This window comes from Streptomyces sp. NPDC048352 (genome assembly GCF_040651895.1).
Classification (GTDB): Bacteria; Actinomycetota; Actinomycetes; order Streptomycetales; family Streptomycetaceae; genus Streptomyces.
In genome coordinates this window covers 21,730-36,260 of record NZ_JBEZKZ010000014.1, presented here as the reverse complement: position 1 = coordinate 36,260, position 14,531 = coordinate 21,730, and the positions used below count along the sequence as shown (strand labels likewise).

The following is a 14,531-nucleotide window of genomic DNA, read 5'->3' as shown; positions in this document are numbered from 1 at the left end:
GCGCCGACCGGCAGTGATACGAAGCCGGGGAACGGCGCATCGGGGGCCGCCGCCGTGGAACACGTACGGACAACGACCGGCACCCCCAGGGAGGCATTCCGTGCCCGACCACCTCGACCGTTCCGTGCCCGGCCACCCCGGCCCGGTGTCATCCGCCTCCCATCGGGAGGACGGCCTGGGCGCGGTGTACGACCGGATCCACCAGGAGGTCGCGGCCCGCGCCGACCGCCTGTGGGACACCGCCCTGGCCCTCCACCGCGACCCCGAGCCGGCGTACGAGGAACACCGGGCGGCCGGGCTGCTCACGTCGGAGCTGGCACGGGAGGGCTTCCGCGTCGACCGCGGGACGGCCGGCCTGCCCACCGCGTTCACCGCGTCCGCCGGCAGCGGCCGGGGACCCCGGGTGGCGCTGCTCATGGAGTACGACGCGCTGCCGGGGCTCGGGCACGCCTGCGGGCACAACCTGATCGCCGCCGCCGGCCTGGGGGCGGCCCTCGCCCTACGGGCCGCTGTCGGCGAGCCGCAGGGCTCCCTGCTGGCCGTCGGCACCCCGGCGGAGGAGCGGGGCGGCGGCAAGGTCACGCTGGTGGAAGCCGGGGTGTTCGACGGCGTGGACGCGGCCTTGATGGTGCATCCCGGCGTATACAGCTGGTCCTCGGCGCCGCTGACGGCCAGCGCGCAGGTGCGCGTGGGCTTCCACGGTCGCGCCGCGCACCCCACGGGCAACCCGACCGAGGGCATCGACGCGCTGGGCGCCCTGATCCAGCTGTTCAACACCCTCGGTGTGCTGCACCGCCGGCTCCCGTCCGGGTCCCACATCCAGGGCATCATCACCGACGGCGGACGGGCCACCAACATCGTGCCCGACTACGCCGAGGGGCTGTTCGGGCTCCGCGGCGCGACCACGGCCGCACTGGAGGAGCTCGCGGGCGAGTTGGAGCGGTGCGCCGCGGGGACGGCCACGGCCACCGGGGCCAAGGTCACCGTGGAGCGGGTGGGCGATCGCTACGAGCACTTCCGCGACAACCCCGAACTCTCCGGCCGGTTCGCCGGGCACCTGGCGCGGGTCGGGATCCAGCTGACCGAACCGGAGCCGGGCGTGTACCTGGGGTCGTCCGACATCGGCAACGTGAGCACGTACGTACCGGCCATCCACCCGTTCATCGCCATCATGGACGCCACCGACGGCTCCGACCACACGCCTCTTTTCGCCGCCGCGGCCGCGTCGCCGCGCGGGCGACACGTCCTGCTCGCGGCAGCGGAAGCGCTCGCCTGCACAGCGGCGGACGTGCTGCTGCGCCCCGAGGTGAGCGCGGGGGCCTGGGCGTCACTGCGGGAGAAGGCCGCGGCCGGCCTGTGAGGCCCTGGGAGCCGTCCGCGCCCGCCCGCAGCAGCTCGTCCAGGACCTGAGCGCTCTCCGTGGAGCTCCACCTTCCCCTGCGAACCGCAAGTCGATCGTGTCCGCGAGCACCTCGTCGGCGCTCATCCGGATGGCGAACGCGCGGAGTGGCCCGGCGGTGTCCCACTGCTCCCGGCGGTGCCCCGGTTGCTCCTGGTGGCGCGTGCTGGCGTACCGACCTGACACTGCGCCAGCTCGCCCCGCTGTTCGGCGTCTCGAAGTCCGCACCGTTCATGCCGATCGCTGGGGTCACGTCGGGCCCGCGTCACCCGCCGGCCCGACCGGGCGCAGGAGCGGGCGGCCGGCCTTTGCCGGTACTGCGGTCGCCCGGTTGTGCGGGCCCTGTCCCGGCCTGCGCGGTCGGGACAGGGCTGGGTCACGCATTCGATCCGGCGCGGACTTTGCGGTGGGAGGCGTTGTGTTCTTCTTGCCGGGCAGGCAGTCCCGCAAGCCCCGCGGGCTTCGGCAGAGCGCGGGGCCGGCGGGGTCAGGCGGTGCGCAGCCGGGCCTTGCGGGTGCTGCGGGTGTCGTGCAGGTAGAGCAGGGCCACGCAGGCGGTGATCCACGCGGCCAGCACGGCGAGGCCGGACCACAGGCCGTCATCGTGGAAGTAGGACATCCCCTGGAGGGCGCGCACCCCCGCGCCGACGGGCAGCACGCCGGACAGCGGATGCAGCCAGTCGGGCAGGTAGAAGGGGGGCATGACGCCGCCGCTGGTGGCGTTGCCGAAGATCAGCAGGATCACCGAGGCGATGGCGGCGCCCGCGGATCCGGTCCATTTCACGATGGCCATGGTCGCGCCTCCCGCTGCCATGGCCATCAGGGCGGTGACCGCGGCCGTGCCGGCGAAGGAGGCGGGGAGGGCGCCGAAACCGGTGTCGCCGGCGAGGAGGGCGACGATGATGCCGCCGAGGGCGCCGAAGAGGGTCAGGCTGGCGATGCGCTGGCGAAAGCGCAGGGCGGGCGCGGCCTGGTAGGTCATCATGCCGAAGAGGTAGCCGGCCAGGACGAGGCCGAAGGCGGCGTAGAAGACCGACAGGCCTCGGGTGTCGCCGGCGGACACCGGCAGGATGTCCTCGCCGGCCGGGGGCGGGCCGTGCTGCGCTGCGGCTTGGGCGAAGGCGGCGGTCAGGGTGCCGGTCACGGAGGGGCCGTTGGCGCCGGCGTAGAGCAGCTTGCCGCTGCCCTGGCCGTGGGCGGGGAGGTGGGCGGCGTAGACCTCGCGGTGTTCGACCGCCTCGCGGGCCGCGGCTTCGTCGGCGTAGGGCCGGACTTCGAAGCCGCCGGGCAGGGCCCGCTCCAGGTCGGCTTCCAGGCGGTGCGCCTCGGCGGCGGTGCCGACGGCCGCGACGGGGAGGCCATGCGGGCGGGGAGCGTGGAAGGCGGCGAGGTAGACGCTCACGAAGATCGTCCCGATGGCGAGCACCACGGCGACGGGCAGCAGGACGCCCTTGAGGCCCGAGGTGGGATGCGGTTCGGGGGCGGGGTCGGGTATGTCCCCGTGGGTGGCCGGCAGGGTGTCGGCGAGATGGAGGGGGGTGGGGGCTGGCATGAAGAGAACCGTCCACAAGTTGTAAGGTGACTGATAACCGAAGCAGTAAAACATAAGTTGCCTTACAAGTGGGGTCCCTGTGAGCGAGCAACCCATCCACACCGGCTATCTGGCCTGGCACTTCGCCCAGGCCATGGCCACCCGTCTGGAGAGAGAACTGCGCGCTCTCGACCTGAACCTCGCGCAGTACAACGCGCTCCAGCGGGCCGAGCGCCAGCCGGGAATCTCCAGCGCCGACGCCGCCCGTCACGCCGGCATCACCGCCCAGTCGATGGGCTCTGCCGTGGCCAGCCTCACCGACCGCGGGCTGCTCACGCGCTCGCCCCACCCCACCAACCGCCGCATCCTGTGCCTGCACAGCACTCCCGACGGCTCCCGCCTCCTGGAGCAGGCACGAGATGTGGTCCGCCGGGTCAATGAAGAGGCACTGGCGGTTCTGGAGCCCCAGGAGCAGGCCTCGGTGCATCACCTCCTCCACCGTCTGGTCACCCATCTCAACCCCGGCGCCCTGCCCCCCACCGCCGGTCCCACGGCAACGCCCGACCCGTGAGACCAGCCGCCTACCCACCGGCGGCATCCGCGCGGGGAGGCTGAAGAGCCGCCCCGGCGCACGCGCGGGGGCGGCCCTGTTCTGGTCATACTTCAGAGCTACGCAGCAGAGCAGCTCTGCAGGGTGACGCCGACCACGGCCCCTCATCCCTAACGTCGGTTGAGTCTCCCTCCCGACCGCTCAGACCATGGACGCCACTCCCGGCCTGGCACCGCCGCCCCCGGTGACGGCCGACCTCACTCGATAGAGGTGAACGTGAACGACGAGCCACCCGCAGACCGGCTCCGAGAAGTGAACGCCCTCCGAACGGGTGCGCGCTCCTTGGTGCAGGATCTGCTGACGCTCAGGGCCGACCCGCTGCCGCCCCTGCGTCAGCCCCGTCGGCTCGGCCGGCTGCCCCACGCATGCGTTGCCGCGGCCGCTGTGGTCGTGGTGATCGCCACCAGCGATCAGCTCGGCCACCGCAACCAGCTCGGCCTGGGCCACGGCATCCTCCTCGCGCTGCTCCAGGGCGGCGCGCTCCTGCTCGCTCTCGCCCATCCCGCCCCCGCCTGGTGGCTGTCCCTGACGGGGGCCGGCATCGCCGCCGCGGCCAGCACTCCTCATCTCCTTGAAAACACGCCCTGGCCGTGGACCATCCCGGGCTTGTGCGCACATGCCGCGGTCCTGCTGCTGCTGTCCTTGCGTGTCCGCGCTCCCGCAGCGTGCACGGCCCTCGCCGCCTCCGTCCTCCTGCCCTTCCTGATCGAACTCGCTGCGGACGCCGGCCGGTACCAGCGCACCACCTTCCTGACGTTGGTGCTGTTCTCGCTCGCTGTCGCTCTCGGTGCCACCCTGCGCGGCCGGCGCGCAGCCCGGGCGCAGCTGGCCGAGCAGGCGGCGCTGGCCACCGTGGAACGGGCACAGCGCACGCTGCTGGAGGAACGCGGACGAATCGCCCGCGAGCTGCACGATGTCGTCGCCCACCACATGTCGGTGATCTCCATCCAGGCCCAGGTCGCACCCCACCTCACCGAAAATCCGACCGAGCTGGCCGAGAACCTGGCGGGCATCCGGCAGAACGCACTGGACGCCCTGACCGAACTGCGTCGCATGCTCGGAGTCCTGCGCTCCGACGACGCCGAAAGCCCCCACGGCCCTCAGCCCACCCTCGAGGACCTCGATGCGCTGGTGGCCAACGTGCGCGGCGCCGGCTTGAACGTGACCACCGAGATCACGGGCCGTCCTGTCCGACTCCTCGACCCCGGCGCGCAGCTGGCCCTCTACCGCATCACGCAAGAGGCCCTCAGCAACTGTCTGCGCCACGCCCCGGGCGCCCACGTCCACCTGCGCCTCGCCCACACCGACGACGCCCTCGAACTCGCCATCACCAACACCGCCCCCACCACACCCGCTCCGCCCTCCCCCGGCTCCGGACACGGACTCCTGGGCATGCGCGAGCGCAGCACCATGCTCGGCGGCCACCTCACCGCCGGGCCCGATGGCACCGGCGGCTACCGCGTCAGCGCGCACATCCCGCTCGGTGAGCGCCTCGCCGCCCACCGCGACGACGCCATGCATACGGAGAGGAGCAGCGCATAACACCGGTGGGGGCGGGGCGTCGCCCGCCCTGCCCAGGGCAGCCGCCCCGAGGAACCGCGGCTGCTGCCGAAACGAACGGACCGACACCACCAGCGAGGACGCCGTGCCCCGAGATGCCCGCACACCGCTCGACGCCCACTACGGCACCGACGATCCCCACGCACTGCGCGAACGCGTGCACGAGACCCTGCTCGTGGAGATCACCAGCGGTGAGCTGCCGCCGGGCACACTGCTCGGCGAAGGGGACACCGCCCGGCGGCTGGACGTCGCCCAGGTTCGCGTGCGGGAAGCCCTCCTGACTCTGGCCTCACAGAGGTTGATCGAGTACAGCGGCCCCGACCGTGCACACGTCACCCACACCAGCACCGCCGAGGCCCGGCACACCGCGACCGTCCTGCACGGCCTCTACCGCACCGCCCTCCTCACGGCCCCCTGGCCCCTCACCGGCGACCGCGTCGAAGCCGTGCGCAACTGCGCCGCAGCGCACACCCGCGCCGCTTCCGCAGGCGATGGCGCCGAAGCCCTCGCCTGCGCACTGGCGCTGTGGGACACCGTCCTCCATACCTGCGCCAACCCGCCCCTGCATGACGCCGTCAGCCACCTCAAGCCCGTATGGCAACGAGCCCACCGCGTCCACCTGTCCCCATCAGGTGTCGGGGACGCCGACTGGGGCCCGTTCCTGACCGCTTGCGCCACCGGCGACCGCACTCGAGCCCTCCACCACCTCGACCACCACTGGGGACACATCGACCGCCGCCTCACCCACGCCGCCACCTGAGACGCCGGTCACCACGTCCAAGACGTCACCACTCCCCTACGCCGGAGCGAGCCGCACTCCCGGCCGGGAAGCCCCGAGGCCGACGGCAGCCAGGTGTCGCCGCCGGGCCGTCTGCGGGCTCAGCGAGACCGTAGACCCGGCCGCATGCGGCCGGCCCCGGTACGACGACGTCGGCGACGCGACACGGGCACGGGCTGTCGGAACGCGGGCCGAGGCACCGCTCGCCCCTGCACCCGAGCGTCGGCTACACCTGACCGGCCTCCCCCGTCGGCGAGGCCGCCTGGCCGCCGGTCTCCTGTTGCGCATGCCGGGTCGCGGCGACGGCCAGGCTCGACTCGATCTGCTCCAGGATCTGGACAGCCTCGGCCTGCCGCTCCTCGGACAGTTGCCCGGCGGTACATTCCTCCAGCTCCGCCCAGACCTCGTCGACCTGGTGGCGCAGGGCGAGGCTGGCCTCGGTGGGCTCGATGATGGTCGCCCGCTTGTCGGTGGGGCTGGGCCGGCGGCGAACGAAGCCCGCGTGTTCGAGCCGCTTGACGGTGCGGGTCATGGTGGCCGCGTCGGAACCGAGCAGCCGGACCAGGTCGATCTGGCGCTGCGGCCCGAGGTCCCACAACTGCATCATCACCAGTTCCTGGCCAGGGTGAAGGCCGACCCGGCGAAGGAGCTGCCCGGCGAGCATGCGATGCAGCCGGGCCACCCGGAAGATCGCATGGGCCATCGGCCCGGCCTGGACCGAGGGTGGCATCGGCATGCCGGCCGCCTCGGCAGCGTCAGGCGTGGAAGCCTCGGGGTCTGGGCCGATCATGTGATGCTGCGCTCCTTCATGTAACTGCTCGAACACTTATATCCCGAGTCTATCGCTCCAGACCGGCCAGGATCGAGCGAGGTTCAGGACGAAATCCACCCATTCTTGCGTCGAGTGACGCGAGGCGGAATGCCCCGGCGACTTTACTTGTTCGAGCAGGTAATGTCGGAATGGCAGCGGTCCTGCGAGGGGCCCCGTATGAACGAGGAACGACCACATGAACAAGGCTTTCGCCTCCTACGACCTGTCCGGCACACGCCTGGCCAACCGCATCGTGATGGCGCCGATGACCCGCAGCCGGGCCTACGGACCCGGCCTGTCCGCCACGGAGCTCATGGCCGCCTACTACGGTCAGCGCGCCGGTGCGGGCCTGATCGTCACCGAGGGCACCCAGCCGTCGGCGGTCGGTCAGGGCTACCCGGACACCCCCGGCATCCACTCCGACGAGCAGATCGAGGCGTGGAAGAAGGTCACCGGCGCGGTCCACGAGCGCGGCGGGGTGATCTTCCTGCAGCTGATGCACACCGGGCGAGTGGGCCACCCGAGCCTGATGGGCCTGACACCGGTCGGACCCTCTGCGGTCAAGGCCGCCGGCCAGGTCTACACCCACCAAGGCCCGCAGGACTTCGTCACTCCTCGCGAGCTGACCGAGGCGGAGATCGCCCGGACCATCGCCGACTACGCCGCCGCCGCGCGCAACGCGGTCGCGGCCGGCTTCGACGGCGTGGAGCTGCACGGCGCCAACGGTTACCTGATCCACCAGTTCCTCGCCCCGAACTCCAATACACGCACCGATGCGTGGGGCGGCTCCCCGGAACGCCGCATCCGGTTCGCGGTGGAGACGGCGAAGGCAGTCGTCGAGGCGATCGGTCCGGAGAAGGTCGGCTTCCGCATGTCGCCCGGCAACCCCTTCAACGACATCGCCGAGACCGACCAGGACGATCTCGAGGCCACCTACTCCACCCTGGTGGAGGCCCTGGTCCCGTTGAATCTGGCCTACCTGCACCAGATGGAGTCCGCCGGGGCCCGCGAGCTGACGGTCCGGCTGCGTCGGCAGTGGCCGGGCACCTTCATCCTGAACCCGTTCACCGGCGCCGAGCCCACCGGCCCCCAGGAGCTGGACCTGATCGAGGACGGCACCGCCGACCTGATCGCGTACGGATCCCTGTTCCTGGCCAACCCCGACCTGCCCGAGCGCCTCGAACGCGGCGGCCCCTTCAACACCCCCGACCGGGCTACCACCTACGGCGGCGACGAGCGCGGCTACACCGACTACCCCGCCCTGCCCTGACCCGACACACTCAACCGGCACAACGAACGAAGGCACCCGCAATGAACGCTGGCCCCAACAGTTCGGCAGCCCCGAAGAAGCCCAAAGCGCGGCTGAACGGCACCGTCGACCGCACGACCACCATCGGCGTCCCCTCCCTCGAGCAGCTGGATCTCACGTCCAAGCGGGTGCTCGTCGTCGGCGGGACGGGCGGCCTGGGCCGAGCCGTGGCTCAGCAGGCCCTGGCCCTCGGCGCCGAGGTGACCGTGGTGGGGCGGACCTTCCGCGACCACGCCACGGACCGGCTCACCTTCGTCCAGGCGGACCTGTCCTCGATGCACGAAGCGGTCCGGCTGGGCAGGGAGCTTCCCGCTGAAACCTACGACGTCGCCTTCTTCTCGCTGGGCATCATGGCCGCCAAGACGCGCGAGGTAACCGCCGAAGGCATCGAGCGGGACATGGCCGTCAGCTACCTCAGCCGCCTCGCGATCCTGCAGGGCCTCAGCCCCAGGCTGGGAACCGGCCGCCCTTGGACAGCGCGCCCCAGCCCCGCGTGTTCATCATGGGAGCACCGGGGGCCGGCAACACCGGCCGGCTCGAGGACCTGAACTCCGAGCACGGCTACAGACCGATGGCCGCGCACATGAACACCGTCGCCGGCAACGAGGTCCTCGTACTCGCGGGCGACCGCAGACTCCCCGGGCCGGCGTACTTCGGCCTGAACCCTGGATTGATCAAGACCGACATCCGCTCCAACTACCTGGGGGAGGGCAGCCTCCTGCACCGTCTGGCCGAAGCCGTGGTCGGGCTGGCCGGCCCCTCCCCGGAGACCTACGCGGCGAGGATCGTCCCCCTGCTGTTCACCGACGGCCTCAACGGTCGCACTGCCCTGATGTTCAACAACAGAGCCCAGGTCATCCGGCCAAGCGCCGGACTCGACACGGCCTACAGCGACCGCTATCTGGACGCCTCCGAAGCACTCCTGCGCCGCGCCACAGGCTGACCCCGGGAACCGCCACTTTCAAGGCCGCGTTTCACGTCCCGAGGAGAAACCCGCAGGCTCGTGGACTTCATCCGGGCGCGCAGCTGACAGCAGCCGGGTACACCGGGGCGGGCGGGCACCACTTCCCCTGGGGGAACAGCCTCGCCCGCCGTCCGAGAGCCGCACCGGTTCTCGCGCCCGCGGCTCGCCCCCACACCCTCAGAGCTGAGGGAACTCTCCTACGGGGGCACCATCGCGGCAGTCGCCCAAGCGCTGTCCTTCACCCCGTCCGCCGTCTCGCAGCAGCCCAACATCCTCGGACGGGAAGCGGGGGTGCCGCTGCTGGAGCGGCTGGAACAGGCCGCCGCCGAACTCGTCGACCTCCGCACCGGCCCGAGGGGCCCAGTCCGCATCGGCGCCTTCCCCACCGCGGTCAGAGCCCTGCTGCCCCCGTCCTGACCGCTCTCGCGGACAACCACCCGGGTCTGGAGCCCTTGATCTCCGAGATCGACCCGGCCGGAGTCGCCCACGCGCTGCGGGCAGGGATCTGGATGTGCGCTGCTCCCCGACTACGACTTCGCCCCATGCCCACAGAGCCCGGTCTGAGCTCCGAGCCGGGTCACCGCGTTGCACGTGGCGATCCCGCCGGAGCCCGTCAGACCCGGCCGGGTGGCCGAGGAGTGAGATCCCTCTCGGCTACCCGGCCGGGTCAGAGAGCGCTGATCGCCAGGATGTAGCACATCGGTCACGGCTGTCGCTCTGCCGTGTTCATCGATGCCCCTTCGCTGTTCGGACCGGCCGTCCGGGCCGAACTGCCCGTGATCCGACATCAGCAGCGCCCCGTCCACGATTTCCTCCCGCGGCCAGCCGGTCACCGCGCGACGTACCGCGTACGCAGCGGCTCCGGCGGCCAGCACCACGGCGCCGGAAGGCACCGACGGTGCCGGGAGGGCGAAGGCGAGGACGAGGCAGTCGGCCAGCCCGACGACCGGGATGATCCGTGCCGGTCGGCCCTCGTCCGGGGCGAGCGTCCATGCGGAGGCGCTGGCGATGTCGCGGGCCATCGCCAGGGTCGTGTGCGAGACCCCGGGGATCAGGGCGAGGAGCGGGCCGAGCGTGGCCACCCGGTACGTCGGCGGGTGCCTGTCGACCGAACGTCTGGGGCGTGATAACCCTCTGCCAAGGACTGGCCCGATGTGAGGTCTTGGCCTTCAGGGAGGGGGAAATGTGCCGGGTGCTGTGAGCAGGAGTGTGGCCGACGGAGTCGGGATGACTCGGGTGGGTGACCGGTGGCGGGTGACGCGGCCTTGGCCCGCCGGGCTGCAGCCGTATCTGCACAGCTATGCCGGCTATTGGGAAGCCGTGGCCTCGCCGTTTCGGGTCCGCCTCGTGCCCACCGGCCGAGCCGTCCTGGTGATCAACCTGGGGCAGCCGTTCACCCAGGTCCGTCGACTTCGGGAAGCGAGCCCGTCAGGCGGAGCGATCGGTTCGCTGGTCGTGGGCCTCGATGACGGGCCCCGGCTGTGTGACCACCCCGGCGGCCAGGAGGCGATACGGCTGGAGCTGACGCCGCTCGGCGCCTACCGGCTACTCGGCGTACCGATGCGCGAGTTGACGAACAGGGCGGTCGAACTGCGTGACGTGCTCGGTCCCGAGGCCGGCGAGCTGGCGGAGCGCATGGCGGCCACCGATGACTGGGCGACCCGCTTCGACCTTCTCGACTTCGTGTTACTGACCCGACTCGAGCGGGGCCCGGAGCCCGCGCCGGAGGTGAGCCACGCCTGGCGGCTGCTCGCCCGCGCGGACGGGGCGATCCCGGTCGCGCGGATCGCCGCCGAAGTGGGCTGGAGCCAGAGCTACTTGGTCCGCCGCTTCACCGAACAGATCGGCCTGACACCCAAGGTGTCCGCCCGGGTCCTGCGCTTCCGTCACGCCGTACACCTCCTCGGGCACAAGGGTGCGAGTCCCTCCGAGGTGACGGCCTCCTGTGGCTTTTACGACCAGGCCCACCTCAATCGAGAGTTCCGTGCCCTGGCCGGGACCACCCCGGGCCAGGTGGCGGCGGCTCGCATCGCGGAGGGTGCCCTCGCCCAGTGAGTGGCGAGGTCATTTTTGTCCAAGCCAGGCCGTCCGCACGTCGCTAGGATCCCCGGCAGTGATCTTCGTCCCCGAAGGCAGTCCGCCAAGTGCAGAGGTATCCGGAATGACGTATCCGAACTCGCCGTATCCGAATGCGCCGGCGGGCCCCGAGTGGCGGCCCAGGCGCGGTATGCGATGGCAGTGCTACAAGGTGTCGCGCCCGGCCTCCCCGAAGGACCTGCTCGGGCTGTGGGGGGCGATCGCGGCCGTGGTGGGCCTCGCTGTGTTCCTCGGGTGGGCGCTCGAGGTGAAGGGCGGTGCGGTGATCGTCTTCGCGATCCCGCTCATATCGTCCTGGTACGACTCCCGGCGCATCCTGTTCTACTTCAGCCCGGCCAGAGTGCAGGTCGGGAACGTGATCCTGCCGTGGCGCGATGTCACCCAGTTCGTCACGGCAACGCCCCCGAACGGTGAGCACGCCTTGATCGGGGTGCGGTTGCGGCAGGGCATGACCCTGCCGCCCGGATCGAACGTACCGCCGCCGAACCCGGCCATGCCGGCCCCGATGTATGTATCCGTTCCACGGCACAAAGTCGATGTGGCCAAGATGGTCTCCAAGGCCCGCAAGTACGGCCCGCCGCACATCCAGATCGTGGTCGCCGATCCGTCCGGCGAACGCATCGCCTCCTGAGCCCACTCCGCGCAGCCAACCCCGTGGGACCGGACCGGCTTGGATGGTTCACACCGGCGGCGGGGCCGCCTCGCACTCGTTTCTCGCCCGCCCGATGAGCACCTGGTCCGCCCTGAGGCCCTCGCCGACCTCCCACAGATGCGGCCCACCATCCTCCTGGCTCTGCAGCGCGCCGGACTCCTCGCGCCAACCCGGCCGCGCATCGTGCCCCGCTGGATGTCACGGACGACGGGCAGCTGCGCCGACTGCCTGCCTGGCCTGGACGAACGACGAAGATCAGCGGTGCGCCCGATGCCTGAACTGGCGCCGGGCGCACCCGATCGGCCCCTGCCACCGCTGCGGACGCCTCCTCCCGGTCCGCGACGACCACTGCCGCCGATGCGTCCTTCTGCTCGCCGAGACCGAGCACGACCTCGACCGAATCGCCCTCGACGGCGCCGACCAGCTCTGGTTCGGCGGCCGTGGGTCTTCGGCATCCCGGTCACCGCGACCCGCTCCCTCCCGAACCGCTCGATGATCCGGTCGTAGACCTCCAGCCGACGGGCGGACTCCACGTCCACGTCGATGTCCGGCAGGGACCGGCGCCGCACGGACAGGAACCGTTCGAACAGCAGGTAGTGATCGAGCGGGTTCGCCATCGCTACGAAAAGCGAGTGATGCACCATCGAGCCGGTCCCGGAGCCGCGGGCGGCGATCCGGATCCCCATCGCCCGCACGTCCGCGACGACCTGGGCGGCCGCGAGGAAGCAGGCCTCGTACTCCAGCTGCCCGAGCACGCCGAGCTCGTACTCCAGCTGCTCGTCCGCCCGCCGGTCGCGGTCGAGGCCGCGGGCGAACATGCCCGCCTCACACCGCTGCCGCAGCAGCCGCATCGCCCCGCCGAGCACCGGCTCGGCGCCGACGATCTCCGGCTCGGGGAAGGGCCGCCACCGGCGGCCCGTCTGCCGCACCGGCGTATGCGGCGGACAGCAGACGGCACAGGCGGCTCCATCCCGCCGCGTTCCGCGCGAGCACGGTGACGCGCAGCGGCGGCTCCACCACGTGTTCGCCGCCGCGCACGGGGATCCGCCGGCGCAGCTCACGTCCGTTTTTTGAAGGTGTGCGGGCCGCGGTGGCCGCTGTCGAGCCCGAGACCATACGCGAGTTCCGTCTCGACGCTGTCCCCTGGGGGTGTTTCCCGGACGGCGATGAGGTCCGGGAGGCTGTTCACCTACTGCACGCCGGCGACGGCCCCGCTCGCCGAACGGCGGGCGGGCTGGACGGGCTGTGGCCAACGACAGCCGAGCTGCCGTCGCCCTTGCCGTCCGGTTCCTGATCTCCATCGCCGCGGACGGCCGTCACCCACGCCGTGCCGCTGCCCTTGGCGCACTGTCAGGCCCGGCCGTGCCCGGTACTTCGGCGTCGCTTCCCGGGAGGAGTTCCTTCTCCGCCGCACCGGTCCTCGGCACCCTGCCCCAGGCGACTATGACGACTTCGGTGTCGAGGTGGCCGGGTACCCCGCAGGCTGGTCGGTCGCCGCTGCCCGCGCCGCGATCACTGTCGAAACTCACACCCTCCTGCCCCCTTCTCGACGATCCCGACCCCACCCTCCGCATCGACGCGGCCTACGCGCTGGCCACCGCAGCCGACCCGGACCACACCGTCCGAACCACCTTCTCCACCAAGATCACCACGGAGCGCTACGTGTTGGTCCGTGCAGCCCTGATCCTTGCCGCCACCGAGATCACCCGGGCCCACACGCACCCGCCGACCGTCTCGTGGATCCGCGAGCGGTGGCAGACCGGGCACAGGCCACCGAGACCCGCATGGCCGCAGCGATCGGCTGGCTCTGCCTTACGGACGAACCCGCCTCTGAGGACCTCCACCACGCGTGCGACGCTCTCGCCACCACCCAACTCGCGCATGCCATGGACGCCCTGCCGTGGATGACCCTCGCCGCCGGAACCCGTGAACCGGGACTCCTGCGCTGAGTCGCTGCCTTCGGCCATGCCGCCGTCGTGTGCGCATCGAAGTTGTCCATCGGTGCCAGATACGGTGCACGGTCACAACCGGTTGTGACTGAGCGCTTCGGTTGGCAGATGAATGCGCCACTTGGCAGGGCTGAGCGGCGTATTTGGCGGACGACTTGTCGCAGGCCGGCGTCGCTACGGAGCGCACGGAGGAGCCGGGCTCTGGGCCGCGGGCCGCTCCCGTAGCCAGAAGCCCGGCTTGTCGATGTCGAGCCAGGTGATGTGCTTGCTGTACCTGTCGTCGATCACGCACTCGACTCTGGATCTGATCCTTGAAGAGGCTCTCTTGGGTGCTGTGCGTGGTTGCCGCGCATGCGCTTCACCGTCACCGCCGCCGGGAGACCTGCCAGGAGGAGGGCCAGCCCCACCGGGAGCACCCCCGCCCACGCCGTTGGCGAGACGTACGCGGTGCCGGACGTACCGTCCACCAGCCACGCGTGGACCGGTTGCGCATTGATGTCGCCCTCGACGGGGACGTCGAACGACGAGCCACCGTCGTCCGGGGTGAAGGCGCCCGAGCAGGACGTCGACGTTCCCGCATTGGCCACGGTGTTGTCGTACGTTCGGCAGCTGGCGTCGGTCACGGTCCCGGACTCGCCCCACAGTGCCGCCCGTAGCTCGCCGGTGAAGTTCGTCAGCACGACGGAGGCCAGAAGCAGCCCGAACAGACAGGCCAACGCCAGCCACGGCGCGGGTCCGACCTGCTCCGGTTGCCCGTCCAGAACGTCCCCACCCTCGTTCATCTCCACCCTCGGATCGCCGACGGACCTCCATGGTGACCGATCCGAAGCACCCTCGGAAGCCCTCCACGGCGTGCTGGTGGGCTCGCACG

Annotated in this window: 14 protein-coding genes and 3 pseudogenes; 12 read left to right on the top strand and 5 right to left on the bottom strand. The window is 71.3% G+C overall.

The window, feature by feature from the left end:
• Nucleotides 1–175: 175 nt before the first annotated feature.
• Together AB0D45_RS10455 and AB0D45_RS10450 are read left to right on the top strand one after the other, a co-directional pair.
• Complete coding sequence (locus AB0D45_RS10455; protein ID WP_362457058.1) at nucleotides 176–1,360, top strand: amidohydrolase; 1,185 nt, start codon at nucleotides 176–178, stop codon at nucleotides 1,358–1,360.
• A gap of 200 nt (nucleotides 1,361–1,560) precedes the next feature.
• A pseudogene (locus tag AB0D45_RS10450) lies at nucleotides 1,561–1,661 on the top strand (IS5/IS1182 family transposase); the annotation flags it as partial.
• Between the two features lie 225 nt (nucleotides 1,662–1,886).
• On the opposite strand, the gene AB0D45_RS10445 reads toward AB0D45_RS10450, so the two are convergent.
• Nucleotides 1,887–2,951, bottom strand: coding sequence for an ABC transporter permease (locus tag AB0D45_RS10445; protein WP_362456892.1), 1,065 nt, complete (start codon nucleotides 2,949–2,951; stop codon nucleotides 1,887–1,889).
• A gap of 79 nt (nucleotides 2,952–3,030) precedes the next feature.
• Between AB0D45_RS10445 and AB0D45_RS10440 the strand changes: the two genes are divergently transcribed.
• From AB0D45_RS10440 to AB0D45_RS10430, 3 genes are all read left to right on the top strand, one after another.
• A complete protein-coding gene (locus AB0D45_RS10440) occupies nucleotides 3,031–3,501 on the top strand; it encodes a MarR family transcriptional regulator (RefSeq protein WP_362456889.1) in 471 nt (156 codons plus the stop codon).
• Nucleotides 3,502–3,825: 324 nt separating this feature from the next.
• A complete protein-coding gene (locus AB0D45_RS10435; protein WP_362457055.1) occupies nucleotides 3,826–5,082 on the top strand; it encodes a histidine kinase in 1,257 nt (418 codons plus the stop codon).
• A 103-nt stretch (nucleotides 5,083–5,185) separates the two neighbouring features.
• Nucleotides 5,186–5,860: a GntR family transcriptional regulator gene (locus AB0D45_RS10430; protein WP_362456888.1), complete on the top strand. Its 675-nt coding sequence runs from the start codon at nucleotides 5,186–5,188 to the stop codon at nucleotides 5,858–5,860.
• 244 nt (nucleotides 5,861–6,104) lie between these two features.
• On the opposite strand, the gene AB0D45_RS10425 is transcribed toward AB0D45_RS10430, so the two are convergent.
• Nucleotides 6,105–6,608: a MarR family transcriptional regulator gene (locus AB0D45_RS10425; protein ID WP_362457052.1), complete on the bottom strand. Its 504-nt coding sequence runs from the start codon at nucleotides 6,606–6,608 to the stop codon at nucleotides 6,105–6,107.
• Nucleotides 6,609–6,885: 277 nt separating this feature from the next.
• Between AB0D45_RS10425 and AB0D45_RS10420 the strand changes: the two genes are divergently transcribed.
• The 4 genes from AB0D45_RS10420 to AB0D45_RS10405 all read left to right on the top strand — a co-directional run bounded on the left by AB0D45_RS10420 (nucleotide 6,886) and on the right by AB0D45_RS10405 (nucleotide 9,379).
• Nucleotides 6,886–7,959 carry an alkene reductase gene (locus AB0D45_RS10420; protein ID WP_362456886.1) on the top strand — a complete coding sequence of 358 codons (1,074 nt, stop codon included), beginning with the start codon at nucleotides 6,886–6,888 and terminating at the stop codon, nucleotides 7,957–7,959.
• Between the two features lie 41 nt (nucleotides 7,960–8,000).
• Complete coding sequence (locus tag AB0D45_RS10415) at nucleotides 8,001–8,546, top strand: SDR family NAD(P)-dependent oxidoreductase (protein ID WP_362456885.1); 546 nt, start codon at nucleotides 8,001–8,003, stop codon at nucleotides 8,544–8,546.
• Nucleotides 8,501–8,941 carry a hypothetical protein gene (locus AB0D45_RS10410; RefSeq protein WP_362456883.1) on the top strand — a complete coding sequence of 147 codons (441 nt, stop codon included), beginning with the start codon at nucleotides 8,501–8,503 and terminating at the stop codon, nucleotides 8,939–8,941. The genes AB0D45_RS10415 and AB0D45_RS10410 overlap by 46 nt, the downstream gene beginning before the upstream one ends.
• Nucleotides 8,942–9,253: 312 nt before the next feature.
• Nucleotides 9,254–9,379: a hypothetical protein gene (locus AB0D45_RS10405; RefSeq protein ID WP_362456880.1), complete on the top strand. Its 126-nt coding sequence runs from the start codon at nucleotides 9,254–9,256 to the stop codon at nucleotides 9,377–9,379.
• Nucleotides 9,380–9,792: 413 nt separating this feature from the next.
• Here the strand turns inward: AB0D45_RS10405 and AB0D45_RS10400 are convergent.
• Nucleotides 9,793–10,044: pseudogene (locus AB0D45_RS10400) on the bottom strand (amino acid permease); the annotation flags it as partial.
• 145 nt (nucleotides 10,045–10,189) lie between these two features.
• Here AB0D45_RS10400 and AB0D45_RS10395 point away from each other — a divergent pair.
• On the top strand, nucleotides 10,190–11,017 hold the full coding sequence (locus tag AB0D45_RS10395) for an AraC family transcriptional regulator (RefSeq protein ID WP_362456878.1): 828 nt from the start codon (nucleotides 10,190–10,192) through the stop codon (nucleotides 11,015–11,017).
• A gap of 106 nt (nucleotides 11,018–11,123) precedes the next feature.
• The gene (locus AB0D45_RS10390; RefSeq protein ID WP_362456875.1) at nucleotides 11,124–11,690 is read left to right on the top strand and encodes a hypothetical protein; all 567 of its coding nucleotides are present in this window, start codon (nucleotides 11,124–11,126) and stop codon (nucleotides 11,688–11,690) included.
• A 461-nt stretch (nucleotides 11,691–12,151) separates the two neighbouring features.
• On the opposite strand, the pseudogene AB0D45_RS10385 reads toward AB0D45_RS10390, so the two are convergent.
• Nucleotides 12,152–12,610 (bottom strand): annotated as a pseudogene (locus tag AB0D45_RS10385) (DNA polymerase III subunit alpha); the annotation flags it as partial.
• A gap of 852 nt (nucleotides 12,611–13,462) precedes the next feature.
• Here AB0D45_RS10385 and AB0D45_RS10380 point away from each other — a divergent pair.
• Nucleotides 13,463–13,660 (top strand): hypothetical protein, encoded by a 198-nt coding sequence (locus AB0D45_RS10380; RefSeq protein WP_362456873.1) that lies wholly within the window; start codon nucleotides 13,463–13,465, stop codon nucleotides 13,658–13,660.
• A 284-nt stretch (nucleotides 13,661–13,944) separates the two neighbouring features.
• Here AB0D45_RS10380 and AB0D45_RS10375 read toward each other — a convergent pair whose 3' ends face one another.
• Entirely contained in the window at nucleotides 13,945–14,448 is a 504-nt protein-coding gene (locus tag AB0D45_RS10375; protein WP_362456870.1) for a hypothetical protein, read from the bottom strand.
• Between the last annotated feature and the right edge of the window lie 83 nt (nucleotides 14,449–14,531).